General features: G+C 72.3%; 17 protein-coding genes and 1 pseudogene. 3 read left to right on the top strand and 15 right to left on the bottom strand.

Annotation, left to right across the window (positions count from 1 at the left end; translation table 11 throughout):
- Positions 1–202 precede the first annotated feature (202 nt).
- From OHB04_RS24960 to OHB04_RS24895, 14 genes are all read right to left on the bottom strand, one after another.
- Positions 203–1,129: a transglycosylase family protein gene (locus tag OHB04_RS24960; protein WP_326808357.1), complete on the bottom strand. Its 927-nt coding sequence runs from the start codon at positions 1,127–1,129 to the stop codon at positions 203–205.
- 127 nt (positions 1,130–1,256) lie between these two features.
- Positions 1,257–2,513: a cytochrome P450 family protein gene (locus OHB04_RS24955; protein ID WP_326809516.1), complete on the bottom strand. Its 1,257-nt coding sequence runs from the start codon at positions 2,511–2,513 to the stop codon at positions 1,257–1,259.
- Between the two features lie 49 nt (positions 2,514–2,562).
- Positions 2,563–3,372: a lysoplasmalogenase gene (locus OHB04_RS24950; protein WP_326689886.1), complete on the bottom strand. Its 810-nt coding sequence runs from the start codon at positions 3,370–3,372 to the stop codon at positions 2,563–2,565.
- A 557-nt stretch (positions 3,373–3,929) separates the two neighbouring features.
- Positions 3,930–4,988, bottom strand: a complete 1,059-nt coding sequence (locus OHB04_RS24945) for a nucleoside triphosphate pyrophosphohydrolase (protein WP_326808356.1) — start codon at positions 4,986–4,988, stop codon at positions 3,930–3,932.
- Between the two features lie 143 nt (positions 4,989–5,131).
- Positions 5,132–5,794, bottom strand: a complete 663-nt coding sequence (locus OHB04_RS24940; protein ID WP_326689884.1) for a SurA N-terminal domain-containing protein — start codon at positions 5,792–5,794, stop codon at positions 5,132–5,134.
- 318 nt (positions 5,795–6,112) lie between these two features.
- A complete protein-coding gene (locus tag OHB04_RS24935; RefSeq protein ID WP_442814943.1) occupies positions 6,113–6,913 on the bottom strand; it encodes an HNH endonuclease family protein in 801 nt (266 codons plus the stop codon).
- Positions 6,914–7,075: 162 nt separating this feature from the next.
- On the bottom strand, positions 7,076–10,615 hold the full coding sequence (mfd, locus tag OHB04_RS24930) for a transcription-repair coupling factor (protein WP_326808355.1): 3,540 nt from the start codon (positions 10,613–10,615) through the stop codon (positions 7,076–7,078).
- Positions 10,616–11,077: 462 nt separating this feature from the next.
- Positions 11,078–13,666: an ABC transporter permease gene (locus OHB04_RS24925; RefSeq protein ID WP_326808354.1), complete on the bottom strand. Its 2,589-nt coding sequence runs from the start codon at positions 13,664–13,666 to the stop codon at positions 11,078–11,080.
- Complete coding sequence (locus OHB04_RS24920; RefSeq protein ID WP_326808353.1) at positions 13,663–14,487, bottom strand: ABC transporter ATP-binding protein; 825 nt, start codon at positions 14,485–14,487, stop codon at positions 13,663–13,665. The genes OHB04_RS24925 and OHB04_RS24920 overlap by 4 nt, the downstream gene beginning before the upstream one ends.
- A gap of 349 nt (positions 14,488–14,836) precedes the next feature.
- A complete protein-coding gene (locus tag OHB04_RS24915) occupies positions 14,837–15,760 on the bottom strand; it encodes a cellulose-binding protein (RefSeq protein WP_326808352.1) in 924 nt (307 codons plus the stop codon).
- A gap of 92 nt (positions 15,761–15,852) precedes the next feature.
- The gene (locus OHB04_RS24910; protein ID WP_326808351.1) at positions 15,853–16,884 is read right to left on the bottom strand and encodes an LCP family protein; all 1,032 of its coding nucleotides are present in this window, start codon (positions 16,882–16,884) and stop codon (positions 15,853–15,855) included.
- Between the two features lie 113 nt (positions 16,885–16,997).
- A complete protein-coding gene (locus OHB04_RS24905) occupies positions 16,998–19,688 on the bottom strand; it encodes an SUKH-4 family immunity protein (RefSeq protein WP_326808350.1) in 2,691 nt (896 codons plus the stop codon).
- A gap of 7 nt (positions 19,689–19,695) precedes the next feature.
- Complete coding sequence (locus OHB04_RS24900; protein WP_326689877.1) at positions 19,696–20,706, bottom strand: SMI1/KNR4 family protein; 1,011 nt, start codon at positions 20,704–20,706, stop codon at positions 19,696–19,698.
- 79 nt (positions 20,707–20,785) lie between these two features.
- Positions 20,786–21,688, bottom strand: coding sequence for a hypothetical protein (locus OHB04_RS24895; protein WP_326808349.1), 903 nt, complete (start codon positions 21,686–21,688; stop codon positions 20,786–20,788).
- A gap of 221 nt (positions 21,689–21,909) precedes the next feature.
- Here OHB04_RS24895 and OHB04_RS24890 point away from each other — a divergent pair, with 221 nt between their 5' ends.
- Together OHB04_RS24890 and OHB04_RS24885 are read left to right on the top strand one after the other, a co-directional pair.
- On the top strand, positions 21,910–22,605 hold the full coding sequence (locus OHB04_RS24890; RefSeq protein WP_326808348.1) for a YwqJ-related putative deaminase: 696 nt from the start codon (positions 21,910–21,912) through the stop codon (positions 22,603–22,605).
- Positions 22,602–23,072, top strand: a pseudogene (locus tag OHB04_RS24885) (SUKH-3 domain-containing protein); the annotation flags it as partial. The gene OHB04_RS24890 and the pseudogene OHB04_RS24885, both read left to right, overlap by 4 nt.
- Positions 23,073–23,365: 293 nt before the next feature.
- On the opposite strand, the gene OHB04_RS24880 reads toward OHB04_RS24885, so the two are convergent.
- A complete protein-coding gene (locus OHB04_RS24880; RefSeq protein ID WP_326808347.1) occupies positions 23,366–24,967 on the bottom strand; it encodes a sensor histidine kinase in 1,602 nt (533 codons plus the stop codon).
- A gap of 178 nt (positions 24,968–25,145) precedes the next feature.
- Here OHB04_RS24880 and OHB04_RS24875 point away from each other — a divergent pair, with 178 nt between their 5' ends.
- On the top strand, positions 25,146–26,033 hold the full coding sequence (locus OHB04_RS24875; protein ID WP_326808346.1) for a hypothetical protein: 888 nt from the start codon (positions 25,146–25,148) through the stop codon (positions 26,031–26,033).
- Positions 26,034–26,035: the final 2 nt, after the last annotated feature.

Below are 26,035 nucleotides of genomic sequence, written 5' to 3'. Positions count from 1 at the left end.
TCCCCCACCCTGTTACCCACCGGTTGCGCGAACATCGGCCGACAGAACGATCAAGAAGTCATCACGGAGAGGGTGCCCGCCGGCCCGCCTCGCGTGGTAGCGGCGCGAAGTCGTCGGCTGCTTCGGCCTGTTGGCCCGGAAGGCCGCCGCGCCGACGTGGAGCCGACGCGAGCCCACTTCGCCCCGCGAAGCGAGGAGTACGTCAGAGGCGGAGGTCTTGGCCGGGGTGGATGAGGTCCGGGTTGGTGCCCACCTCGTCCTTGTTGCGTTCGTACAGCTCCGGCCAGCCGCCGCGGACGTCCTCGTCGGCGGCGATCTGGGAGAGGGAGTCGCCGGGCTGGACGCGGTGCTTGGCGGTGGTGCCGCGTTCGCGGTCGCCGCCTCGGGACGGGCGCTCGCCGTCGGAGGGGCGCTCGCCGTGCGGGGCCCGGTCGCCCGGCTCGCCACGGTGCTTGCCCTTGCCCGGCTCGGACGGCTTCGCGGAGTCGGACGGCTTCGGGGCCTCGTCGGGGTTCTCCGGCTTCACGGGGCCCTCGGAGGGGTCGGACGGCAGCTTGTCCGAGGGGGCGTCGCCCGGCTTCTTCGAGGGGGAGTCCTCGCGGTCGGAGGAGCCCTTGCCGGCAGAGTCGTCGTCGCCCTTGTCGGAGGAGTCGTCGTCGGACTGGTCGTCCGACGGCGAGGGCGCCGGCGCGGGGTAGCCGCCGCTGCGGCCGGAGCCGGGCTCGTCCCCGGGGTCGACGTCGGGATCGCCCTTCGCGTCACCGAGCCCCGCGCTCTCCCCGCAGTCGGAGAACGCCTCGACACCCTGCGCCGCGAGGATCTCCTCGCCGACGGCTATCTGCTGGCTGCGGCTGGCCAGGTCGGGCCGCTCGGCGTACGCGGTGCCGCCGTACTTCTTCCACATCTCCTGGGTCAGCTGGAGCCCGCCGTAGTGTCCGCCCGCTCCCTTCGCGTTCCATACGCCGACGCTCTCGCACTGGGCGACCTTGTCCCAGACCGTGGCGTCGGCGGCGTGTGCGCCGGTGGCGCCCAGCAGCGGAATGGCGATACCCGCGCCGGTCACCCCCGCGGCGACGAAAAGAGCGGGGGCCTGGCGGGGGCGGCGATGCCGACCGTTCCCGGAGCGCATGGTGGACCTCTCGTAGGGACAAGCGAATAGGGAAAAGCGAAGTTGGCGACCGAACGTAGCCGCGAATCGCGATCATCACAAGCCAATGTCACGGACATCACGTCCCGGTCACACATGTGACGACGTGTCACCCTTTTCCCGGCGTGAACTCCACAGGCAGCGTGCGCAGTCCGCGCATGATGAGGCCGCCGCGCCACCGCAGTTCGGCGGGATCGGCCGCCAGCCGCAGGTCGGGGAGGCGGCCCAGCAACACGGTCAGTGCCGTACGCCCCTCCAGCCGGGCGAGCGGCGCGCCGAGACAGTAGTGGATGCCGTGCCCGTATCCCAAGTGCTGATTGTCACGGCGGGTGAGGTCGAGGGTGTCGGGCGCCTCGAACTTCTCCGGGTCGCGGTCGGCCGCGGCGAGCACGACCAGCACCGGGTCACCCTCCGCGACCGCCTGGCCGCCGATCGTCAGCGGGCGGGTCGCGAAGCGCCAGGTCGCCAGCTCCACCGGGCCGTCGTAGCGCAGCAGTTCCTCGACGGCGGCCTCCAGCAGCGCCGTGTCCCCCTCGGCGACCGCGCGCTGGAGGACCACGCGCTGGGCGGGGTGGCGCAGCAGCGCGTACGTGCCGTTCCCGATGAGGTTGACGGTGGTCTCGAAGCCGGCGAACAGCAGGATGAAGGCCATCGCCGCGACTTCGTTCTCGGTGAGGTGCTCGGTGAGGTGCTCGCCGTGGTCGGAGGCGCGGATGAGGCCGGAGATGAGGTCGTCGGCCTCGCCTCCGGCCGCCAGCTCGGCCCGCTTACGGTGGATCAGCTCGGCGAGATAGCGGCGCATCCGCTTGACCGCGCGCCCGACGCCGCCGCGCGGACTGCCGGGCTGGTGGATCATCATTCCCGCCCAGGCCCGGAAGTCCTCCTGGTCCTCGCGCGGTACGCCGAGCATGTCGCAAATGGCGTAGATCGGCAGCGGGAAGGCGAACTCGTGGATGAGGTCGGCCTCACCGCGCGCCGCGAAGCCGTCGATGAGGCTGTCGGCCAACTCCCGTACGCGCGGCTCGAAGGCCGCCACCCGGCGCGGGGTGAACGCCTTGGAGACCAGGCGGCGCAGACGGGTGTGGTCGGGCGGGTCGATGTTGAGCAGGTGCGTCATCAAATTGGCGCCGCGCTCGCCCGGAATGCCGACCTTGCCCTTGCCGTGGGCGCCCTGTTCGCTGTGGTGGTGCGGGTTCTTGCTCAGCCGCGGGTCGGCCAGCGCCTGCCGGGCATCCGCGTACCGCGTGACCAGCCACGCCTCCACCCCGCTGGGCAGCTCCGTCTTCCGCACCGGCGCGTGCTCGCGCAGCCAGGCGTAGGCGGGATACGGGTCGGCCGCGAACTCCCAGTCGAACAGCGGCGGCATACCGGGTGGCGGGGACGGGGGCGAAGTGGGGCGGGTCGCGTCGTGCACCCTACGACGGTATGCGCTCCAGCCAGCCGTCCGCGATGAGGTACTGGCCCAGCAGGTAGCCCGCCATGATCAGCACTTCCTGCCCGGGAAACTCCCGCCCGGCCGCCTGGAGCCCGATCAGCGCGTCCGAGGCCACGAAGGCGGCACCGCCGACGGCCACCTTCCCGCCGACACCGAGCGCCGCCGCGCCCATCGCGGCGAGAGCGAGGCTGTATCCCGCGACGGGCAGCCGCAGACGGCGCTCCAGCCCGGGGGCGAGCACCGCGTTGACGGCCGCCCAGCCGGCGAGGACGGCGGCGGCCCGCTTCGGCCTGACGCGCAGTCCCCGCAGGGCGCCGAGGCGGACCGTCATGCCCGCCGTGTAGCTGAGCTGGGTGCCGAGGAAGGCGGCCATGCCCGCGAGGAAGGCGCGCTCGTCGCGGTCCCACAGGAGGGCCGTGTCGCCCGCCGTGGCGCAGGCCAGGCCAGCGAGGAGGGCCTTGGGCGGCCGGGCGCCGGGCGCGGAGCGGCGTGCGGTGCGGTGCGCGTAGGTGGCCAGCGCGGGCATGAGGAGGGGCTTCGCCGCACGGGCCGGGCCCCGCGGCGCTTTCGCCGTCGCGTACAGGTCGGCCGCCGCGAGGGCGCCGAAGGCCGCGAGGGCGCTGTAGGGGTGCCGCGTGCTCGCGCCGGGGCGCTGATCCCGCCCGTCGGGGCGCTGATCCCGCCCGCCGCGGTGCCGCGCTTCCCCGCCGGGGTGCCGCTTCCGCCCGCTTGGGGGCTGGCTCTGCCCGCTTGAGGGCTGCTTCTTCCGCCCGCCCCGGATGGTCACCATCCCGGCAGTGTTACCAGCGGGTACGTCCGCGTCAACCCCCGCGTCAACCCCCGCGCCAACCCCAGCGTCAGTCCTCGCGTCGCTCCCACGTCGGCCCCCGCGTCCATCCTCACGCCGGTGCCCGCGTCGGCCCTCGCGCGGTGGCGGACGTACCAGGGGGCGGCCCCAGAGGCCCTATGGATGCGGGCCGCTTCTCCTTCTACTCTGGTGAACGGTTCGCTCCGGTCCCTGGTGAGCCAGGCCCGTGACGTCACCGGGCGCGCACGACCCGGATCCCGCGGACGGAGCGTGTCTTCCCGGCATCAGCCGACAGCGCTCCGGCAGGCCCCTCCCGCCGTGCCTCTGGCGAGGAGGGAAGCGGGGTGGTCTGGGGCACCGGGGGGGGAGCCTGTCGCGCCCCAGACCGCTGACGGCCCGCCGCCGGTATCAGCAGCGGCGGGCCGCCGCTTCGGGGTGCCGCCGTCCGGAACCCCGAAACGTGTCCCCGACTATCCCCGCTGTGCCCGGATATGCACAGCCCCGGCGCGAGGCCGCGGTCGGCTGTCTACGACTCGGGCTCAGCTGCCGCGGGGGGCCTCGCGCTCCCGCTCCTGGATGGTCTCGCGGTAGGCGCGGGCCGCGGCGCGCAGCGCGGCCTCGGGGTCGATGCCCTCCCGCTCGGCCTCGACAGCGAGGGCGAGCAGCGCGTACCCCACCCCGCCCGTGCCGTGCGTCCCGCCGTCGCCACCCGTGCCACCCGTGCCACCCCTGCCACCCGCGTCACCCGCGCCTTCGGGGGCGTTCACCGGGACGGTGAGGCCCGCGGCGCGTGCCCTTCCGGCGAGCTTCGCGGCGAGCGACAGCGCGGGCTGGCCCAGGGGCACCCCTTCGGTCACCGAGGTGCGCTCGTGCTTCTCGGCCGCCTTGCGCCGCATCCAGTGCGCCTTGACGTCCTCGGCCGTCTCGGCGACGTCGTCCCCGAAGACGTGCGGATGCCGGTGCACCAGTTTGTCCACCAGCGTCCCGGCCACATCGTCGATGCCGAACGGCTCGCTCTCGTCGTCCTGCGCGATCCGCGCGTGGAAGACGACCTGGAGCAGTACGTCCCCCAACTCCTCGCGCAGTTCGGCCCGGTCGCCGCGCTCGATCGCGTCGATCAGCTCGTAGACCTCCTCGACGCCGTACTTGAGCAGGTCCTCGTGGGTGCGCGGGGCGCTCCAGGGGCACTCGCGGCGGATGCGGTCCATGACCTGGACGACGTCCAGGAGGCGGGCGCCGGGCAGGTCGTAGGAGCCGGGCAGCAGCTCCAGCTCGGGCATGGAACGGCGGCCGGAGCCCGCGAGCCGGGCGAGGCCGTCGGTGAGCGCGGGCTCGCCCTCGGCGCTCGCGACCACCACGATCGTGCGGGGTCCCTCGGCGCACTCGTCCACCAGCGCGTGCGCGTCCAGCACGACCCCGGCCTCCGCCTCGATTCCGGCGTCCCGCACGTAGGGGAGCTGGGGGTGTGCCGGGTCGGCGCACAGGACGCGGTCGGCGGTGCGCAGCGCCTCCCAGGCGGGCCAGGACAGCAGCCCGGGCGCCACTCGGTGCGTGGTGGTGAGCAGGACGATGCGGCCGGTCTCGGGGATCTCGTTCACCCTACGAACGTAACGTGCGGCCTCACCTCGGCCGCCGCGGCCTCACCTCTGCTGTCGCGGGGCACCTCTGCTGTCGCGGGGCACCCCTGCTGTCGCGGGGCACCCCTGCTGTGCTGCCGGGTGGCGCCAGGAGCGCCGCTGCCTCACATCTGCTGCTTGCGGTCCGCCGCGGCGCCGGAGAGGTCACGCAGCCAGGGCGTCTTGGCACCGGCAAGCGTGGACTTGCCCGCGTTCCAGGCGCCGTAGCGCGGGTTCACATTGATCTTCATGGCCTTGGAGGTCTTGGCCAGTACGGCGTTGAGCTGCTGGTTGCCCTGCGGCGAGGCGGGGTCGATGCCCTTGGCCGCCGCGAGCTTCTCGACGCGCAGCTGCATGCGGATCCGGCTGTCGATCTCGTCGGGCGCGATGGCCTGCTGGCGCAGCAGCGTGGCCTCCAGCTGCTTGCGACCGCCTGCCTGGCGCTCGATCTGGGAGCGGGCGCGCTCGACGTCGCGGCGGGTGAGGTGCACGCCGGAGTCCTTCGCGGCCTGCTGGACGATGCGGTCGCGGATCATGCCGTCCAGCGTGGCGCGGGTCAGCTGACCGCTCTGCTTGATCATCTGCTCGCCCTGGGGGGCCCCGCGCTGCGCGTCGCGCACGGCACCCACCCGCGACTGGAGCTGCGCCGTGCTGATCCGGTCGCCCTTCACGATCGCCGCGGCACCGGGATGCGCGTCGTTGCCGCACGCGGTGAGCAGCGGGGCCGCCACGACGAGCGCGGCGATGGCGGAGAGGGTGAGCGCGGACCTGCGGCGACGGCTTTCCATGGGGCCTCCCGGCGGCGGCGAGGGTCGTGCATCGTTGCAAGACCTGTGCGGTGATCGATGGTAAGGAGTCGAAGGGGCCCATGACCACTGCTTCGACGCCAAATCGACCAACGATTCGGGGGCAGTTGAGTCGCACGACGCCTGCCGCCGGTCAAATGTGCGGACCTGTGCCGGCCCGCGCGGAGGTGCGTACTGCCCGTACGGAGGTGTGCGTACTGCCCGCACGGAGGTGCGTACGGGCCCGCAGGGGGAGGCGCGTACGGGCCCGGGCCCGCAGGGAGGCGCGTACGGGCCCGGTACGGAGGTGCGGGACCGGGCTCAGCCGCCGCACTGCGCGAGCATCGTCCGCTTGTCCGGGGCCGTGACCGCCAGGTCGTACTTCTTCGCCACCTGCGCGAAGCGGACGGAGTAGGCGCAGCGGATCTTCTTGTCCGGCGGCAGCCAGGAGGCGGGCCCCGAGTCGCGCTTGCCGGAGTTGGGGGGGCCGTCGACGGGGAGGAGGTTGAGCGGGTCGTTGGCGATCTGCTTGCGCTTGGACTCGTTCCACCGGGCCGCGCCCATCTGCCAGTCGTACGACAGGGGCATGATGTGGTCGACCTGCACCTCGATCGCCCGGCGCTTGGTCCACTCGATGCGCTTGCCGGTGTAGGGGTCCTCCAGCGTCATGGACTCGATGACGCAGTCGGAGCCCGAGCGGTGACGCAGCGCGGTGCCGTCCCTGGCGAGGAGGTCGTTGCGGGTGTCGCAGCCGTTGCGGGCCAGCGGCACCCCGTCGGCCGTGTCCATCCACGCGTAGCCGAACTTCTCGCGTGCGTAACCCGTTCTGGGCCCGCGCCCCTTGGTGCGCAGCCCGTCGATGAGGGTCCGCGCCTTCGCCTTCTCCCCCTCGCCGGTCACCGGGGCGAGCCCCGGCTTGGTCCCCTCCGGGTTCTCGAACGGGCTCACGGCCTTGCCCGCCCCCTGAGCGGGGGCCGGGTCCTTCTTGTCCTCCCCCTGCTGCTGGAGGCCGTCGCAGCCGGCCAGCAGCACCACGGCGCAGAGGGCGCCGACGGCGCCGACACCGGCGGATATGCGGGCACGAGACGGGCGGAAGCCGGAGGCCACGGCGGTATGGGTCACCGCGCGATCGTACGCAGGTGCGGTGGACGACACGGCCCCGTCCGGCCCCGGCCGGCCCCGTCCGGTCCCGGCCTCTGAGGCCGCCACCGCACCTCGGACCGGAACCGTCGTCAGGCCAGGACCCTCGTCAAGCCAGGCCCCTCGTCAGGCCGGGGATCGTCGTCAGGCCGGGATCGTCGTCAGGAACTCGCCCACCCAGGCCAGCAGTTCGCGGCCGGACAGCGGCTTCGCCCCCAGCGTCTTGGGCTTGGGGCGGGGAATGAGGATCTGGTGGGTGGACGCCTTGACCAGGGCCCCCGGGTAGAGCCGCTTGAGGCGCAACTCCTGGGACTCGCGCAGCTCCAGGGGGCTGAAGCGGATGTTGTTGCCCTGGAGGGTGATGTCGGTGACGCCCGTCGTACGGGCCAGCATGCGCAGGCCCGCCACCAGCAGGAGGTTCTCGACCGGCTCGGGCAGCGGGCCGTAGCGGTCGGTCAGCTCCTCGCGGACGGCGGTGATGTCCTCCTCCGAGTTCGCCGAGGCGATCGCGCGGTACGCCTGGAGCCGCAGCCGCTCGCCGGGCGCGTAGTCGTGCGGGACGTGCGCGTCGACGGGCAGCTCGATCTTGACCTCCAGCGGGGCCTCCTCGACCTCCTCGCCGGACTCCAGCGCGGCGCGGTAGTCGGCGACGGCCTCCCCGACCATGCGGACGTACAGGTCGAAGCCGACGCCCGCGATGTGCCCGGACTGCTCGCCGCCGAGCAGGTTGCCCGCGCCGCGGATCTCCAAGTCCTTCATGGCGACGTACATGCCCGCGCCCATCTCGGTGTGCTGCGCGATGGTCGCCAGGCGCTCGTGCGCGGTCTCCGTCAGCGGCTTCTCCGGCGGGTAGAGGAAGTACGCGTAGCCCCGCTCGCGGCTGCGGCCCACCCGGCCGCGCAGCTGGTGCAGCTGGCTGAGGCCGAAGTTGTCGCCGCGCTCGACGATGAGTGTGTTGGCGTTGGCGATGTCGATGCCCGACTCCACGATCGTCGTGGCGACCAGCACGTCGGACTTCTTCTCCCAGAAGTCCACCACCACCTGCTCCAGGGCCTGCTCCGACATCTGCCCGTGCGCGGTGGCGATACGGGCCTCCGGCACGATCTGCCGCAGCCTGGCCGCCGCACGGTCGATGGACTCGACGCGGTTGTGGATGTAGAAGACCTGCCCCTCGCGCAGCAGTTCGCGCCGGATGGCGGCACCGATCTGCCGCTCCTCGTACGGCCCGACGAAGGTCAGCACGGGGTGCCGCTCCTCGGGCGGGGTGGTGATCGTCGACATCTCGCGGATGCCGGTGACCGCCATCTCCAGGGTGCGCGGGATGGGCGTCGCGGACATCGTCAGCACGTCCACGTTGGCGCGCAGCTTCTTCAGCTGCTCCTTGTGCTCGACGCCGAAGCGCTGTTCCTCGTCGACGATGACCAGGCCCAGCTCCTTGAACTTCGTCTCCGAGGAGAAGAGCCGGTGGGTGCCGATGACGATGTCGATGGTGCCCTCGCGCAGCCCGTCCAGCGTCGCGCGGGAGTCGGCCTCGCTCTGGAAGCGGGAGAGCGCCCGCACATTGACGGGGAACTGGCCGTAGCGCTCGGTGAAGGTGCCGTAGTGCTGCTGGACCAGCAGTGTCGTCGGCACCAGGACCGCGACCTGCTTGCCGTCCTGCACCGCCTTGAAGGCAGCTCTCACGGCAATCTCAGTTTTGCCGTAGCCGACGTCGCCGCAGATCAGCCTGTCCATCGGGACCGACTTCTCCATGTCCTCCTTGACCTCGCCGATCGTGGTGAGCTGATCGGGGGTCTCCACGTACGGGAACGCGTCCTCCAGCTCCCGCTGCCAGGGGGTGTCCGCGCCGAAGGCATGGCCGGGCGCTGCCATCCGGGCGCTGTAGAGCTTGATCAGGTCGGCGGCGATCTCCTTGACGGCCTTCTTCGCGCGCGCCTTGGTCTTCGTCCAGTCGGCGCCGCCCAGCCGGTGCAAGGTGGGCTGCTCGCCGCCGACGTACTTGGTGATCTGCTCCAGCTGGTCGGTCGGCACGAACAGCCGGTCGCCGGGCTGGCCGCGCTTGGCGGGGGCGTACTCGACGAGGAGGTACTCGCGGGTGGCGCCCTGGACGGTGCGCTGCACCATCTCGATGTAGCGGCCCACGCCGTGCTGCTCGTGCACGATGTAGTCGCCCGCCTGGAGGGTGAGCGGGTCGACCTGCTTGCGGCGCCGCGCGGGCATGCGGGCCGCCTCCTTGCCCGCCGCCTTCTGACCGGACAGATCGGTCTCGGTCAGCACGGCCAGCTTGAGCCCGGGGTCGACGAAGCCGTGGTCGATCGAGCCGCAGGCCACATGGACGAGGCCCGGCTCGATGCTCGCCAGGCCCTGCCCGTCCAGCCGCGCGGCCACACCCTCGCCGCCCAGGACCTCCACCGTGCGCGCCGCGGGGCCGTGCCCCTCTGTGACGTACACGCAGCGCCAGCCCTCGGACAGCCAGCCCTTGGTGTCGGCCAGGGCCCGCGCGGTGTCGCCCCGGTAGGTCTCGGGGGCCTGCATGCCCAGCTGGAGGGTGTCCTCCTCGAGCTCCAGCTCCACATCGGCGGCGAACTGGCTGACCGTCCACCACATCATCCCCAGCTCCTGCGCGTGCTCACGCACCTCGGCCAGTCCGCGCAGCGAGGCGGCGCCCACGTCGATGGGTGCCTCGCCCCCGCCGGCCGTCGCCGCCCAGGACGCCTGGAGGAACTCCTGGCTGGTGGCCACCAGGTCGGCGGCGCGCGTACGCACCCGCTCCGGGTCGCACACCACCGACATGCTCCCGGTCGGCAGCACGTCCAGCAGCAGCTCCATCTCGTCCACCAGGACCGGAGCGAGGGACTCCATACCGTCCACCGCGATGCCCTCGGCGATCTTGCCCAGCAGCTCGTGCAGCTCGGGGTGCTCCTCGACGAGCGCTGCGGCCCGCTCGCGCACGTCCTGGGTCAGCAGCAGCTCACGGCACGGCGGCGCCCACAGCCCGTGCTCGGCGATCTCCAGGGAACGCTGGTCGGCGACCCGGAAATAGCGGATCTCCTCCACCTCGTCGCCCCAGAACTCCACCCGCAAGGGGTGCTCCTCGGTGGGCGGGAAGACATCGAGGATGCCGCCGCGCACGGCGAAGTCGCCGCGCTTCTCCACCAGCTCCACACGGGCGTACGCGGCACCGGCCAGCGCGTCCACGGTCTCTTCCAGATCGACGCTCTGGCCCTGCCGCAGCGCCACGGGCACCAGCTCGCCCAGTCCCTTGACCTGCGGCTGGAGCACGGAGCGGATGGGCGCGACCACGACGGAGACCGGTCCGGTGGCCGGGTCGGAGGGGTCGGGGTGCGCCAGCCTGCGCAGCACGGCCAGCCGGCGCCCGACGGTGTCCGAGCGCGGGCTGAGCCGCTCGTGCGGCAGCGTCTCCCACGAGGGGTACTCGACGATGCCCTCTTCGGGAAGCAGGGAGCGCAGCGCCGCCGCCAGATCCTCGGCCTCCCGCCCCGTGGCGGTCACCGCGAGCACGGGCCGCTGCGCGGAACGGGCCAGCGCCGCGACGGCGAAGGGGCGGGCCGCGGCCGGACCCACGAGGTCGACGTGGTGGCGGTGACCGTCGGCGGCGGCCTTGACGGCCTCCTCCAGCGCGGGGTCCTTGGTGACGGCATCAAGCAGACCGTGCAGGCTCATGGGGGGCTTTCCGTCCAGGTATGGGCACGACGAAGAACCCGGCACGCTCATGGGCCGGGGGAACCTTTCCAGCGTACGCCGCACCACCGACACCAGTACCGCCCGACGAATACGCCTCCCGGCGGGGGTCCGGGGCGGGGGCCCGGGGCGGGGGCCCGTGGCGAGGGGCGAGCTCGGGGGGCGTCGGGTCGGAGAGGGCCGGGGCGGAGAGGAGCTGGCCCGGAGGGACGCCAGCCCAAAAGGGAGCTGGCCCGGAGGGGCGAGAGGGGGCTCGGAGGTGGAGGCGGGGCGGCCCCCTGTGCCGCCCCGCCTCCGTTCCGGCCCTGCGCGGGGCCGCCCACCCGCCGTACGGTGGACCGCCCCGCGAGCGGGCCCGCCCCCGTGGTGCGGGCCCGCCCCGGACCCCCGGTCAGCACCGGCGCCCTTCGGACGGGGCGCCTCGGACCGGGGCCCGGCGGTGGCTCAGTCCGTCGCTATCGCCTTCAGGACGTTCATCCGGCCCGCACGGAACGCCGGGACCAGCGCGGCTATCAGCCCGACCACCGCGGCGCCGGCGAAGACGGCGATGATCGTGGGCCAGGGGATCTTCAGGACGTTCAGCCCTTCCATGGCCAGCAGCCGCTGCGCCGTGGCGCCCCAGCCCATGCCCAGACCGAGGCCGAGCAGGGCGCCGAAGACGGCGATGACCACCGACTCCAGGCGGATCATCCGCCGCATCTGGCGCCGGGAGAGGCCGATGGCCCGCATGAGGCCGATCTCCCTGGTGCGCTCGACCACCGACAGGGCCAGGGTGTTCACCACGCCCAGGACCGCCACGATGATCGCCAGCCCGAGCAGCCCGTAGACCATGTTGAGCATCTGGCTCACCTGGTCCTTGAGCGTCTGCTTGAAGTCGGCCTGGTCGCGGACCTTGAACTGGGGATAGGGCTCCAGCGTCTTCTTCAGCGCCGCGTACGCCTGCTTCTCCTGACCGTCCTTGGCGGTGCCGAACATGATCCCGTCGAGCGGCATCCGGTCGGCCGGCAGATAGCGCTGGACGGTGGCGATGCTGAGGTACATCGCGCCGTTGTCCACAGCCGTGTCGTCCTTGGTGATCGCCGCCACCTTCAGCTTGGCCGTGCGGCCGTGCTCGAAGGCTGCGGTGAGGGTGTCGCCGACCTTGACGCCGTAGTCCTTGGCGTAGCCGTCGCCCACCGAGACGGCGTCCCGGGCGTAGGCGTTCTTCAGCTCGCCGGAGGAGGTCTCGCGGTGCAGGTCCTTCACGTAGGAGGGCTCGGTCGCCGACAGCCTGGTCTCGGTGCGCTTGCCGCCGGGTGCGGTGAGCTTGGCCTTCACCTGCTTGTAGGAGGTGACGGTCTCCAGCCGGTGTGCGGCCTCCACCTTCTTGCTCACCTGCGGGGTGAGCGGCTGGCCGGTGTCGGACTGGACGATGAAGTCCGCGCCCACCGATTTGTCCAGCTGGTCGGTGACCGAGGCCACCATCGAGGAGCCGACGACCGACAGCGAGGCGACGAGCGCCAGTCCGATCATGAGCGCGGCACCCGTGGCGCCGGTGCGGCGCGGGTTGCGCAGCGCGTTGCGCTCCGAGAGCCGGCCGATCCTGCCGAAGGGCCGGGCTATCACCAGGGACAGGGCCCGCACCAGGATCCCGGCCAGCGCCGGGCCGATGGCCACGAAGCCCAGCAGGCTCAGCAGGACGCCGCCGCCCAGCAGCGTCGAGCCGTCACTGGCCTGCTCCACCTGCGAGGCCGCGTACAGGCAGCCGGCACCGGCCGCGGTGAGGACGAGGCCGATAACGGCGCGCACCACCCCGGCCTTGGTGTCGGCGGGCATCCCGGACTCGCGCAGCGCCGCCATTGGCGAGACCCGCCCCGCGCGCCGGGCGGGTGCCCAGGCGGCGATCACGGTGACGACGATGCCGAGGGCCAGGCCGAGCACCGGCGTGCTCCAGGCGACGGTCAGCTCGGAGGTGTCGAGGTTCATGCCCATGGTGCCCATGAGCTTCATCAGCCCCACGGCCAGCCCGACCCCGGCGGCGACACCGAGGACGGAGCCGACAACGCCCAGGAGCAAGGCCTCTATCAGCACCGATCTGTTGACCTGCTTGCGGCTGGAGCCGATGGCCCGCATCAGCCCGATCTCCCGGGTGCGCTGGGCGACCAGCATCGAGAAGGTGTTGACGATCAGGAAGACACCGACGAGGAAGGCGATCCCGGCGAAGCCGAGCATCGCGTACTTCATGACCCCGAGGAACGAACTCATCTCCTCGCGGCTGGAGTCGGCCGCCTCTTTCTGCGTCTGGTACTTGAGAGCGGTGCCCTTGAGTGCCGAGTCCGAGAACGAGGCGGCCACGTTCTTCTTCAGCAGGGCGTCGGTCACACCGGAGTCGGCGGTCAGCGCCAGGCTGGTGAACACGCCCCGCGCGCCCAGCAGTTCACGCTGGGCGGTGGCCGTGTCGAAGTAGATGATGGCCGCACCGGGGTTGGTGACCTGGAAGGTGGCGATGCCGGAGATCTTCGCGCGGATGTCGCCCAAGGCGGTGACGGTGCGCAGTTCGTCGCCCAGCTTGAGGTGGTGTTTGTCGGCGGTGTCGGCGTCGACCATCATCTCCGTGGGGCCGCGGGGCTGGTGCCCGGAGGTGATGTCCATCGACTTGTGCTCGTTGGAGGTCCAGTTGCCCGCGATGGTCGGGGCGCCGGTGGTGGCGCCGACGTTCTTGTTGTCGCGGTCGACCACGGTGACGCTGCTGCTGACGACGAGGCCCTCCGCCTTGCGCACCCCTTCGGTCTTGCGGGCGGTCTCCAGCGCGGAGGCCGGCAGCGTTTCGGGCCTGCCGGTCTGCGGGGTGTCCGAGTCCTTGGCGTCCTTGGGCGAGACCGTCACATCGGCGGAGGTGGCGGCGAACAGCTTGTCGAAGGTGGCGCTCATGGTGTCGGTGAACACGAGGGTTCCGCAGACGAAGGCGACCGACAGCATGACGGCGACGGCGCTGAGCGCCATCCGGCCCTTGTGGGCGAAGAAGCTGCGCAGGGAGGTCTTGACGATGGTCACGACGCGCTCCCGAAGGCGGCGAGGTCATCACCGGGCGCCTGGGAGGTTTCTCCCACGAAGCGCCGCATCCGGTCGAGGACCTGCTCGGCGCTGGGCCGGTGCATCTCGTCCACCAGCCGGCCGTCCGCGAGGTAGAGCACGCGGTCGGCGTAGGAGGCCGCGACGGGGTCGTGGGTGACCAACACGATGGTCTGGCCCAGCTCGTCCACGGAGCGGCGCAGGAAGCCGAGGACCTCGGCGCCCGCACGGGAGTCGAGGTTCCCCGTCGGCTCGTCACCGAAGATGATCTCCGGCCGGGCGGCGAGGGCGCGGGCCACGGCCACGCGCTGCTGCTGGCCGCCGGAGAGCTGGTTGGGCCGGTGCTTGAGCCGGTCGGCCAGGCCGACCGTCCGGATCACGCGGTCGACCCACTCGGGTTCGGGCTTGCGGCCCGCGATGTCCATCGGCAGCGTGATGTTCTCGATCGCGTTCAGCGTGGGCAGCAGGTTGAACGCCTGGAAGATGAAGCCGATCCGGTCCCGGCGCAGCTGCGTGAGCTTCTTGTCCTTGAGGCCGGTGACCTCCTGCTCGCCTATCCAGATGCGGCCCTCGCTCACGGCGTCCAGACCGGCGAGGCAGTGCATCAGAGTCGACTTGCCGGACCCGGACGGGCCCATGATCGCGGTGAAGGCGCCCCGGGCGATGTCGACGTCCACCCGGTCCAGTGCGACGACGCGAGTCTCGCCCGAACCGTATGCCTTGACGACTTGGCGGGCCGATGCGGCAACAGCCGTAAGTGCCCCATTGCCCCCGGTCCTGGGATTCGCTACAGCCGTTGTCACGGTGCTTCTCCTCTGCATGGCTCAGTGAAGGTGCGTGCGTGCCGCATCGCGTCGCGTGACGTACGCGGGAGCTCCCCCCCCCCAGTACGCAAATACGCGCGATCCACTCCCTGCGCACAAAGCGCCCGTTCCGCGCCCTGTACGCAAAAGCTTCGCGGATCGCGGACGCCGCCGCGATGGTGCTGGTCCGACTCTGCGAGGTAGTGCTAACCCCACCGCCGGTTACTGAACAGCACAGTACGAAGCGCGCCTCCAAGGAGCCGTCCTGCGCCGGAACGACCCTGGACCTGGAAGAAGTCGGGGCCCACCCCTAGGGGGACAGCCCCTCATCGCGCGGGCGGTGTAAGGGTCACTCCTGCGCGTGCGCCGCCGGCTGGACCGCCGACGGCACGGCTTCCTCGGCGGTACGGCCCGTCAGGGCCGCCAGCGAGGAGCGCACATGCGCCATGTGCTGCTTCAACTCGTCGGCCCGCTCCGCGTGCTCACGCAGCACCCGCTCGGTCTCCCGCTGGATGCCCTCCTCGCGGACCCTGGCCTGCGCGAGCAGTTCCTCGCCCTGTGCGCGGGCGTCCTCCTTGCGGTGCCGCGCCTCCTCCTCGACCTGCGCGTGCGCCCGCTTCGCCTCGGCCATGATCCGCGCGCCGCGCTCCTCCATCCCGGCCGCACGCGCGTCCATCGCGGCCTCCTGCTGCGCCAGTTCGCGCTCGGCGGCCTCCGCCTCGGCCGCCTGCTCCTTCTCCTGCTCGGCGAGCAGCGAGGCGCACCTGCGGGACATCTCCGTGAGCGCCTCGGCCGCCTCCCTGCTGGTCCTCTCGGCCTGCGCCCTGGCCTCGCCGCGCAGCCCGTCGGCGTGCCGCTGCGCCGCCTCCACGGTCCGTACGGCCGCCGCCTCCGCCTCGGCGCGCAGCCGCGCCGCCGCCTCCCGCGCCCCGTCCTTGAGATCACGCGCCTCGGCCTCGGCGCGCGCCCCCAGCCCCTGGGCCTCGGCGTCGCCGGCGGCGCGCATGTCCTGCGCCTCGGCCTCCGCCGTGGCCAGCAGGCCCTGGGCGCGGGCGCCGAGGATCTCGTAGGTCTGCGAGGGCAGTGCGGCCACCACACCGCGCAGCCGCTCCGCGTCCTCGCCCATCTCCCTTGCGAGCACCGTGAGCTGCGCCGCGCGCTCCCAGGCGGCGTCCCGCTCCTGACCGAGGTCGGTCACGCGCCCGTCGACCTGTTCGGGCCGGTACCCGCGGCCTCGGACGACAACGAAGCCGTGCGGCGACGACGCACTCATATCGAGCCCCTAACATCAGCGACACATTCGAGGGAATCCGAGCGAACGGGCCATACCGCCACACTCCGCCCGAGCCAGTACCCCAGGATGCGCTACTTCACCGTGGTTGCCGTAATCGGCACATCCCGGCGCAACTGATTAAAAAGCTCCCGCGCCTCCCGGGCGTCCCAGGCCACCACGTCACCGGCTCCCGGCACGCTGAGCCCCGCGTTCTTCACCGGAACGGTCGTCGTACCCCCCTCGCCACCCGTCAGCCCCCTGACCTCCCAGGCCATCCGTGTGAGTGACATGACGCCGCTCCCGTGGTCGACGGTGACCGCGTCCAGGGCCGCGCCGAGGAACGAATGGAGCCGGAACGGGTCGAGCACGGCCGACGCGCCCGTGCCCTCCCGCACCAGCGCGCTCAACAGCTCGCGCTGCCGCTTCACCCGTCCGAGATCACCTTCCGGGTCGCTGTAGCGCGCCCGTACGAACGCCAGGGCCTGCTTGCCGTTCAGGGCCTGGCATCCGGCGCGCAGATCCGCGCCCGCCTTCTTGTCGCGCAGCGGCTTGCCCAGACAGACCCGCACCCCGTCCAGCGCGTCGACGACATGGGTGAAGCCGAGGAAGTCGACCTCCGCGTAGCGGTCCAGGCGCAGCCCGGCGGCCTGTTCGACGGTGCGGGAGAGCAGCTTCGGACCGCCCAGCGCGTAGGCGGAGTTGACCTTGCCACGCCCGTGGCCCGGGACGGCGACGTAGGAGTCGCGCGGGATGCTCACCAGATACGGGCCCGCTTCCCCGTGATGCAGCACCATCACCGTGTCGGTGTTGCGCCGGCCGCCGCCGCCCACGTGCAGCTCCTCGCGCTCCTTGCCGGTGAGGCCGGAGCGCGTGTCGGAGCCGACGATCAGCCAGTTGGTGCCCTTGCCCGCCGCCGGCCGGCCCGAGTATCCGGCCAGCGCCCCCGTCTCCTGCAAACGGCTGCCCGCCCACAGGTAGGTGGCCCCCAGCGCCGCGGCGACAAGGAGCACGACGACGAGGAGGGTGAGGGCGGCAACCCGCCCCCACCTGCGCCTCTTCTTCCCACGACCCGCACGGCCCCTGCGGCCCGCGCGGTAGAGCGTGCTGGTGCTCTCGCCGTCCATGCACCGAGAGTCCACCGGATGCCTCGACCGCGCGCGCCGGACTGCTCCATCTCCGTTACGGGAAACGGGCAGCCCTTACGGGAATCGAGCAGCACCCGAGAACCCGGCCGGGGCTAGAACAGGCCGTCCCACATCTGCTCAAGGAGCACGGACCACCAGTTCTCCGGCGAGGACAGCGCGGCGGCGTCCAGCGCGGCGAGCTGTGACTGGAAGTCGACGGTCCAGCGGCCCGCCTGCTCCGGCGTCAGCCCGTACCGCAGGCGCCACATCCGCCCCAGCATCGCCATGCAGCGCACGAACTCGGGAAGCCCGGTGTTCACGAACTGCGGCGCGCCCGGCTGCCCGCCCGGCCCTGCCTCCAGCGGGACCGCGACGATGTGCGCCGTGCCGTACTGCACACACAGCTGCCGTCCGAAGTCGGTGCCCATCACCAGATACGACCCGGCATCCGATGCCGGCTGAACCCCCCGCTCCTGGGCCAGCTCCGCCAGGGTCGGCACCGGCCGGCCCGACTGGGCCTGGCCCCAGAAGAACGGGGTGACATCGATCGGGACACCCGCCCACACCAGGGTCTGCGCCACGATGTCCGGCACGCCCTGGCGCGAGACCGCCCGCTGGTCGAAGCGGAAGACGCCCTGCGGCCCGAACGCCTGCATGAGCTCCTGCCCGATGGCGTCGGGCGGAACGGGCGGCGTCGGCTGAATCTGGTGCGGCGGCGGCAGCGGCACCCGGTTCGGCGCCGGACGCGCCGGCCCGTCGGCGACCTGATGCAGCTCGCCCTGGTGCTCGATCAGATGCCGCATGCCCTGCTGCCGCGAGGCGTGGTCGGTGCCGTACGAGGCGGTGTGGCTGATCCGCACCTGGGGCCAGTTCTCGCGGACCATGCGCGTGCAGTAGCCGCCCGGCAGGTCGCAGGACTCCAGCTCCGTGTGCAGCTCCACGACCTGCTGCGGCGGGATGTTCATGCCGCGCAGCTCGTGCAGCAGCTGCCACTCGGGATGCGGGGTGCCGGGCGCCGAACGGCGGATGAGCTGCTGCTCGGACCCGTCCGGAGCGCGGTAGCGGAGCACCGCCATGTAGCCGGGGCCGACCGTCGGCTGACCCTGCGCCTGCGGATAGCCGTAGGCGGGCTGCTGGGGCTGAGGCTGCGGGAAGCCGTACGAGGCTCCGGCCTGCGGCGCACCGGGCACCGGCGCGCCGGGCATGCCCGGCCCGGGTGCGCCCGGCGCGGGCGGGGGCGCGCCGGGGGGCGCGGGCGTGGACGGCCCGCCACCGCCGGGACCACCGAGGCCTCCGGGGCCGGGGCTGGCCAGCATGGTGGCCGCCTGGTGCACGCCGCCGCCAGGGCCGCCCGCACCGGGCCCGCCGGGCGCACCCGGGCCACCACCGCTGCCCGTGCCACCAGGGGCAGGGGGAGCGCCGGGCGCACCTGGGGCCCCTTGAGCCCCGGAGGCACCGGGGCCGTCAGGCTCACTCGGGACGTCGATCTTGGGGGTCTGGCCGCTCTGGCTGATCTGCTCGGCGAGGTCGTCCGCCGACACCATCTGCGTCGGCACATAGCCGCCACCGGGGGCGCCGGGCGCCCCGGGGGCACCAGGGGCTGCCGGAGGCGGTGTCGAGGGCACGCCGCCCTGCGAGGGAGTGCCCGGCGCGGGAGTGCTGGGGCCGGAGCGCGCGCCGGGGGTGCCTGGCGCCCCGGGCGGCGGCGGTACGGAGGGGCCCGAACCCCGCGAGTGACGGGCAGGGCGGGCCGGAGCCGAGCCGCGCTCGGCCCGGCTGGTGGCGGCGTCCGCGATGTCACCGGCGCCCGGCGAGGCGGGCGAGCCCGGCGGCTGAGGCATCTGGAGGCCGCCTTGCGAGGGATCGGCCAGCATCGTCGCGGCATGGTGGACGCCACCACCGCCGCCCGTGCCACCTGGTGCGCCGGGGCCGGACCCGGGACCGGCGCCGGCCCCGCTGTCCTGCCCACCCGGCCCGTTCGGGCCCTGCTGCTGCGCTTGCGGGTCGTTCGGCCCGCCCTGCTGGGGCTGCGGGGGCTGCCCATGGGCAGGCTGCGGGGGCTGGCCCGGCTGGGGAAGCGGCGGCTGTGCACCCTCCGGTCCGCCGGCTCCGGGGCCTTTCACCGCGGGGGCGATCGCCGTCTGCGGCAGGGCACTGCCCTCCGGCAGCAGCGTCGTACGCGCTTCCGAACGGGCGCTCGGGGGCGGCGGGGTTCCGTCCTCGTCACTGCCGCTGATCGGCGGCGCGAAGACCGTCGCGGGCGGGCGCTGCGCCTCGCCGCTGGAGGAATTACCCGTATCCGCACCCGCCCAGGGGCTGACGCCCGGCGTACCGGCGCCCGAGGACGCGTCCGCACCCGGGACAGGAGAGGGCGAAGGCATGGACGGAGCCGGTGGCGCGGCGGGCGCGGGGGTGTCCGTACGGTGGTCGGGAATGCCCCTCTGGTCGGCCGCCTGCTGGAGCCACTCCGGCGGCGTCAGCAGGAACGAGGTCGCCTCCAGATCGAGCCGCTGCTGCGGCGCCTGGGCGGGCGCGGGCTCCGAGGCCACGCCGTACTCCTCCTCGTAGCGCCGGATCACCTCGCCCACCGGCAGCGCGGGCCACAGCGTCGTCTCACCGCTGTCGCGCGCGATGACCAGCCGGGAGTTGCCGCCGTCGGAGGCGGGCCCGCCCTCGCGGTCCTCCGACCAGGCCACAAAGCCGAGGTCGAACTCGCGTACTTGCACCTCGCGGTGCTGGTATCCGGGCATGTCGCCGTTCACCCAGCGCTCGGCGCGCTCCTGGGCCTGCGCGAAGGTCACCATCGCGCTCTCACCTCTCCACAGGGACGTCACGTGCGAAGCCGCCGTCCACCATCAGGTTCGCCACGGTCTCCAGCTCCGGCGGGCTGCCGGCCAGCCGCAGCAAGAACTCGTCGAAATCGGCTCCGCACGGCCGCAGCAGGCGCTCCACCCGCTCCTGCACCGGCAGCCCGTCCTCGTCCCGCGCGTCGTCGTAGGCGCAGAACCACACGGACCCGGCCGCCTCGCCCTTCACCCGCACCGCGATCAGCCCGCCCTGGACGAAGCCGACGCCGAGATAGTCCTTGGTCAGGTGGTCGCGCAGGCACTTGTTCATGTAGACGAGGTCGTTCACGGCCGCCTCGTCGCGCACCGTGAAGAACGGCTGGTCCACCAGCAGCCCCAGCTCGGCATCCAGCGCCACACCGCTCGGCGCGCAGCCGCCCGCGGCCTTCAAGAAGGTGCGGTAGGCGCCGGGCAGGCGATAGCCCAGCTTCTCCTCGACGTCCGCGACCTGCTGCTCACCCACCGCGGGCTCCGGCCCGTGCGGCACCTGGAAGTGCGCGGGGCGGGTCTCCTGGAGCGGGCGGGTGCCGGTCTTGGCATGGTCGACGGCGGCCGTCGCCAGCCCGCCGTGGTGCCGCAGCAGCGCCTTGACCTCGACGGGCACCAGCTCCATCCGGCGGCTGTACGCCACGTGGTGCCACGTCCAGCCGTGCGGGGTGGCGACGGCGGGCAGGTCGGCCCACAGCTCGTGCCCCGCCGCGTGCAAGGCCGCGTTGGCCGACACGTAGTCCGTCAGGCGCAGTTCGTCCGCGCCGAAGCCCTCCGGAGGCTCGGCGATCTCGGCCGCCGCGCGGGCGTAGGCCGAGAAATCCGGGAAACCGTCCTGGCCGACCCGCACCCCCTGGGGGTGGCGAGCCGCCCTGACCGGATCCGGGAAGTTCACAACCTGCCCGGCGTACGCCCGGTTCGGTGGCGCGGCGTTCCCGCGGCCTTGGGGGCCGGGAGGTGCCCCCAGCCCGAGCCGACCTGTCGTCATGGCGTTAGCCCCCTGCTGCTTCTGGCTGGTACCGAACAGCCTATGCGGTACGACGAGAGGCAGACACCGCCCCTGTCGATCAGCCCTGGCCGGCCCCCTGGCCCGCCGCCGCCAGCTTCGCCAGCTGCTTGTCCAGCAGCGCCTTCGGCTGCGCTTCCTGCTTCCCGGACAAGGAAGTGGTCATGAAGGTCGTGGTGTTGGCGCCGGAACGCACAACCGTTATCAAGACCTTAATACTCCTCATGTCCGAACTTCCCATGACAAACTGGACGGAGTCGTCACCGAGCCCAGGGGAGGGACGCGCGGCAACCGTCACCTTCTCCCCCTCCTCCTCCGGGTCCGTGATCTCGTGGCACGTCTCCACCGCACCCTTCAGCTCGTTCACGAACGTCTCCGCACCCCCGGAGCCGTACGCGGCGAGCAGCACCTGATGCATGCTGCTCTGCGTGTTCATCTCCCCCTTGCCGCCCTTGAGGAGAGTCTCGGCCACCCAGGCGGAACGCTTCTGCTTCGAGTCCAGGCTGAACACGTCGATGAGCGGCCGGCACTCCGGCCCTGTCTTCGGAGTGCCCTTGTCGTCCTCGCCGAGCGCGTCATCGCTTGCCTGTACGCGGTATCCGGGCACATCGGCGGTCTTGAGCAGCGCCTCGCTCAGCTGCGGCTTGGTCAGGGGCTTGAGGCCGCTGTCGCCGCCCTTGTCCCCCTTATCCCCCTCGCCGTCTTTGCCGCTGTCGCCGCCCTTGCCGTCCTCCCCTGAGCCACCGCCGTCATCCCCGGCGCCGCCCCCGGTGTCCTGCTCGGACCCGCCCTTCTTGCCGCCCTTGCCACCGTCCGAGCCCTCGCTGCTCGAACCACCGCCGCCGTTGTCCTTGTCGCCGCACGCCGCGAGCGGTACCAGCAGCGCCGGCACCAGTACCGCCGCCGCCAGAGCACGGCGCGGAGAGGCCGCCGCCAGGGCCCGGCGCGGAGAGTGAGCACGCATCAGATATGTCTCCTCGTTGAAACGGCCGTTCAAAATCTTTCACCCGCACTGCTGTCCGATGCTCGCCGCCTCCTCCGGAACCGACCACCCCCATCGCGCCCCATCCCCCGAACCGTCACAAGGCCATGACATGACCGGCGGAATGATCGACTCATGTATGACACTGCATACTTGGCGCGGATCCCCGGCACAGAGGGGACGCACGGGGAGGAAGCTCCATCATGCACACCGCACAACAGGCGCACACCCAACCAGCGCACCCGGGACATGCGCAGCCCCAGCACACGCAGCACACACCCGCACAGTACGAGCAGCACGCACAGCACACACCCGGGCAGCACGACCAGCACGGCCAGAACGACCCGCGCGTCGGCTGGACCACGGCGACGGACTCCATCAACGCCACCGCCCCCGTCCTGCTCCAGCGCCGCGACGGCATCCTCCCCGCCGTCGCCGCCGCACTGTCCATCCGCGGCGAAACCCTCACCTGTACGGGCAGCAGAGGCGACCGGCCGCCCACCCACCACCCCCTCGTACAGGACTTCCTCGACACCCTCACCACCGAGCGCCGCGCACGCCACACCGGCCGCTGCCCCGAAGCCGTCCTCCTGTCCCGCTTCCTGACCGCGACCGAGACCGCGCGCGCCGGCAAGCGCACCGCACGCAGGCCCGCCAAGAACGGCAAGGCCGCCCCCGCCAAAGCCACCAAGGCACCCCGCCCGGCCAAACCCCCCAAGCCACTCACCCTCAGCGAGGCCAAGCGCGCCCTCAAGCACGCCAAACTCACCGCCCGCCGTATCCGCGAGGACGGCGACCCCCTGCACGGCAGCTACGCACCCCCATGCCGCTCGTGCGGCGCGCTGCTGTCCCACTTCGGGGTGCGCGCCGTCGACCCCGCACAGGAGCACAGCCAGTGACGACCCGCTTCCCCGTCGCCGTCGACGACCCCTTGCGCAACGCGGGCTGGGAGCCCGGGCGTTGGGACATCCGGCAGGCCGAACGGTGGGCCGACACCCTGCGCGGCCACACCTCCCCCGGCGGACACCGCCACGCGGTCTTCCCCGCCGCCGTCGAGGTCTGGGCCGAATTCGGCGCCCTCAACATCGTCCCCACCGGGCCCGGCCGCCACCTCGCACCCGCCCCCGTGCTGATCGACCCGCTCCCCGGACTGCACGCGGCCCGCACCCTCTCCGACCTCGGCCGGGCGCTCGACACCCAGATCTGCCCCCTCGGTACCGAGGGTGAGGGCGAGGCACTGCTCGTGATCGACGCCCAGCGCCGCGTCTACAGCCTCGACCCCACCGGCGACTGGTACCTGGGCCCCGGCTTCGACGCCGCGCTCTCCGCACTCCTGATGGGCCTCGTCCCCGCCCGGCTCAGCGCCAACACGAGCCCCCACTCCGGCACTCCGGCCCAGGACACGGAAGCGGCCGACGGCGCGCAGGCCGACGGCCCGGCAGGATCCGCGGAAGGGACAGCGGAAATAACGGACGGCTACCGAAACTGAGCCACGGACCGCTACACGGCCTGAGCCACCGACCGCCGCACGAACGGCCACCGGGACTGAGCCACACAGGGCTGAGCCACAGTCGGCCTCACGGACGCGCGTGCGGCTTCACGGACCGCCTCACCGCTTCTCACGGACCGCCTCACCGCTTCACGGACCGCCTCACCGCTTCACGAACGCGCGTACGGAATGATCGCCGAGACCCGGAAGCCCCCGGCGTCCGTCGGCCCCGACACGAAGCCGCCACCCAGCGCGGTCACCCGCTCCCGCATCCCCACCAGCCCGTTCCCACCACTGGGCAGCCCCGCGTCGGCGGCACCGTCGGCAGCCGGCTCGTTCTCCACCTGAAGCGCCACCTCCGCCTCACGGTGTGCGACCCGCACCCGCGTGTTCGCACCCGCCGCGTGCTTGTGGACGTTGGTCAGCGCCTCCTGCACCACGCGGTAGGCGGTCTGCTCCACCGGCGGCGGGCAGCCCCTCGCCGGACTGCCCTCCACACTCAGCTCCACCGCCATGCCCGCGGCCCGCGACTGTCCCACGAGCGCGTCCAGCTCCGCGAGCGAAGGCGCCGCCCTCCCCGCCCCGGAGGTTCTCCCCCTGCCCCCGTCCGGCGACTGCCCGCCCGAGGCGGCGAGCTCGACCGCGGCCGAAGCGAACTCCGCAAGCCGCGCCGGCACCTCGGCGGCAGCACCGGACGACCCGGCGGACGACCCGGCAGGAGCCGACGCGGAAGAGGACGACGCGGCAGGAGCGGGCACAGAAGGAACGGAAGATACGGAAGGAACGGACACGGAGGCAGCGGCGGAAGCGGACCCCGACCCATCAGCCTCAGCAGTGGCGCCAGCCGTAGTGACAGCAGCCCGGGAACCCTCCCCGGCGGCGGGAAGAGCCTGGCCCGCCGCACCACCCGCCCCCGTCCCTGCCCCCGCCGTCGACGTGGACGACGGCTTGTCCGGCTCCCCCGACCGCAGCACCCCCAGCATCGTGCGCAGCTCATCGAGGGCCCGGCGACCCATGTCACCCACCAGAGCGGCGTTCTTCGCGGCCTTCTCCGGATCCTTGAGCGCCACCGCCTGGAGCGCGGCGGCGTGTACCACCATCAGGCTCACCCGGTGCGCGACGACGTCGTGCATCTCGCGCGCGATACGCGTGCGCTCCTCATTACGCGCCCACTCCGCGCGCTCCTCCGCCCGGTCGGCGAGCAGCGACAGCTCACGCTCCAGACCGTCGGCACGCTCCCGCAGCGACTCCACCAGCCGCCTGCGCGCCCCCACATACAGCCCGAGCAGCACCGGCGGAGCCGTCAGCCCGATCGACATCAGGACCGACACGAGCGGCACGAACCAGGCCGAAGGATTGAAGTCCGGGTCCTGGCCCACGTTCTGCTGGAGCCGGACCATGGTCATCACGAGCGTCCCGACGGCGGCCATCCCGGCCAGCAACGCCGTGATCCGGCGCGGTACCTCGGTGGCCGCGAGGGTATAGAGGCCGACGACGCTGAGCAGCATGCCCATCTCGGCCGGTATGACGGCGATGGCCACCAGCACCACGGCGATCGGCCAGCGCCGGCGCAGCACCAGCGTGCCACCCGCGATCACGGCCAGCGCGATCACGACAACAGCGGGAACCCCCACCTCACGGGCGAACCCTTCCCCCTGCACCGCACACTCCGCGGCGGACGCCGCAGCGAGCGCGATGTCCAACACCGCACTTCTGGGGCGCCCCCACCACCATGGCGCGCCCCTCGCGCGATTTTCCCCCGTCTCGGTCATACCGCCCAGCCTACGACCGCCTGTAACCCGATTTCCGGCCGATCCCCGGAACTCCCCATTCCGGACATCGGTCGGTGACCGGATGTTTTCACAGACGAACAGACGGCTTTCACTCGAACTGTTGAATGGCAAAGCATTTCCCCGCACACAGCTCCGCCTCTCGCGAAGACTGACGGCCATGAACGGCACGGAAGACCCAGAAGACACACGGGACACCCCCGACGACAGCTACGAACGGCTCCGCACCCAGGCCCTCGCCCTCCGCCGCGAGGGCCTCAGCCGCCGCCAGATCCGCGACCGCCTCAAGGTCTCCAACAACGACCTCCTCAACCGCCTCGTCACCGGCGAACCCCCACCGGCCTGGACCCGCCGTCCCCGCGCCAAAGACGCCCTCCGCACCCGCGCCCGCGAGCTGCGCCGCCAGGGCTGGACGTACGACCGGATCAAGGCCGAGCTGGGAGTGTCCAAGAGTTCCATCTCGGCATGGGTGAGAGATCTTCCCCGCCCCGAGCCACGCTGGAGCGACACAGGGCGCATGGAACGTATGGCAGTGGGACGGGCGCGTCAGCGGCTGGAGCAGGACAGTGAGCGCCAAAGACTGACCGACGAAGCACGCTCGGAAATCGGCTCCATCAGCGACCGGGAGTTGCTGTTGATCGGCACCGCCTTGTACTGGGCGGAGGGCAACAAGAGCAAGCCGTACGCGCGCCGCGAATGCGTTTCCCTCATCAACAGCGACCCGGACATGATCCGGCTCTTCGTACGCTGGCTGGAACTCCTGGAGATCGACAGGTCCCACTGGCGCTGCGCGGTGAGCATCCACGCCACATCTGACCTGGCCGCAGCCACGCGCTTCTGGTCGGACGTGGTCGGGATCCCCGGCGAGCGCTTCTGCAAGCCCTGGCTCAAGACGAATGTCAGCAGCCGGATGAACAGGGGCCCGGAACACCACGGGTGCCTCTCCATCCGCCTCACGAGCAGCGCTCGCTTGTACCGTCGCATCGAAGGCTGGTGGTGCGGCATAGTATGGGGTGCCCGATCAGCCGGTGAGGCGAATCGGACATAAGG

It is taken from the genome of Streptomyces sp. NBC_01775, assembly GCF_035917675.1.
Lineage (GTDB): Bacteria > Actinomycetota > Actinomycetes > Streptomycetales > Streptomycetaceae > Streptomyces.
The sequence above is the reverse complement of the archived record's forward strand: the minus strand, read 5'-3'. Positions and strand labels throughout refer to the sequence as shown.

What these genes read in the sequence shown, in the direction of transcription:
- OHB04_RS24955 (WP_326809516.1), bottom strand. Translation starts at nt 2,513, where the DNA reads ATGCCGCCGCTGTTCGACTGGGAGTTCGCGGCCGACCCGTATCCCGCC.
- mfd (WP_326808355.1), bottom strand. Translation starts at nt 10,615, where the DNA reads ATGAGCCTGCACGGTCTGCTTGATGCCGTCACCAAGGACCCCGCGCTG.
- OHB04_RS24905 (WP_326808350.1), bottom strand. Translation starts at nt 19,688, where the DNA reads ATGGTGACCTTCGCGCAGGCCCAGGAGCGCGCCGAGCGCTGGGTGAAC.
- OHB04_RS24895 (WP_326808349.1), bottom strand. Translation starts at nt 21,688, where the DNA reads ATGCGTGCTCACTCTCCGCGCCGGGCCCTGGCGGCGGCCTCTCCGCGC.
- OHB04_RS24875 (WP_326808346.1), top strand. Translation starts at nt 25,146, where the DNA reads ATGAACGGCACGGAAGACCCAGAAGACACACGGGACACCCCCGACGAC.
- OHB04_RS24915 (WP_326808352.1), bottom strand. Translation starts at nt 15,760, where the DNA reads ATGAGTGCGTCGTCGCCGCACGGCTTCGTTGTCGTCCGAGGCCGCGGG.
- OHB04_RS24950 (WP_326689886.1), bottom strand. Translation starts at nt 3,372, where the DNA reads ATGGTGACCATCCGGGGCGGGCGGAAGAAGCAGCCCTCAAGCGGGCAG.
- OHB04_RS24940 (WP_326689884.1), bottom strand. Translation starts at nt 5,794, where the DNA reads ATGGAAAGCCGTCGCCGCAGGTCCGCGCTCACCCTCTCCGCCATCGCC.
- OHB04_RS24910 (WP_326808351.1), bottom strand. Translation starts at nt 16,884, where the DNA reads ATGGACGGCGAGAGCACCAGCACGCTCTACCGCGCGGGCCGCAGGGGC.
- OHB04_RS24900 (WP_326689877.1), bottom strand. Translation starts at nt 20,706, where the DNA reads ATGACGACAGGTCGGCTCGGGCTGGGGGCACCTCCCGGCCCCCAAGGC.
- OHB04_RS24890 (WP_326808348.1), top strand. Translation starts at nt 21,910, where the DNA reads ATGCACACCGCACAACAGGCGCACACCCAACCAGCGCACCCGGGACAT.
- OHB04_RS24880 (WP_326808347.1), bottom strand. Translation starts at nt 24,967, where the DNA reads ATGACCGAGACGGGGGAAAATCGCGCGAGGGGCGCGCCATGGTGGTGG.
- OHB04_RS24960 (WP_326808357.1), bottom strand. Translation starts at nt 1,129, where the DNA reads ATGCGCTCCGGGAACGGTCGGCATCGCCGCCCCCGCCAGGCCCCCGCT.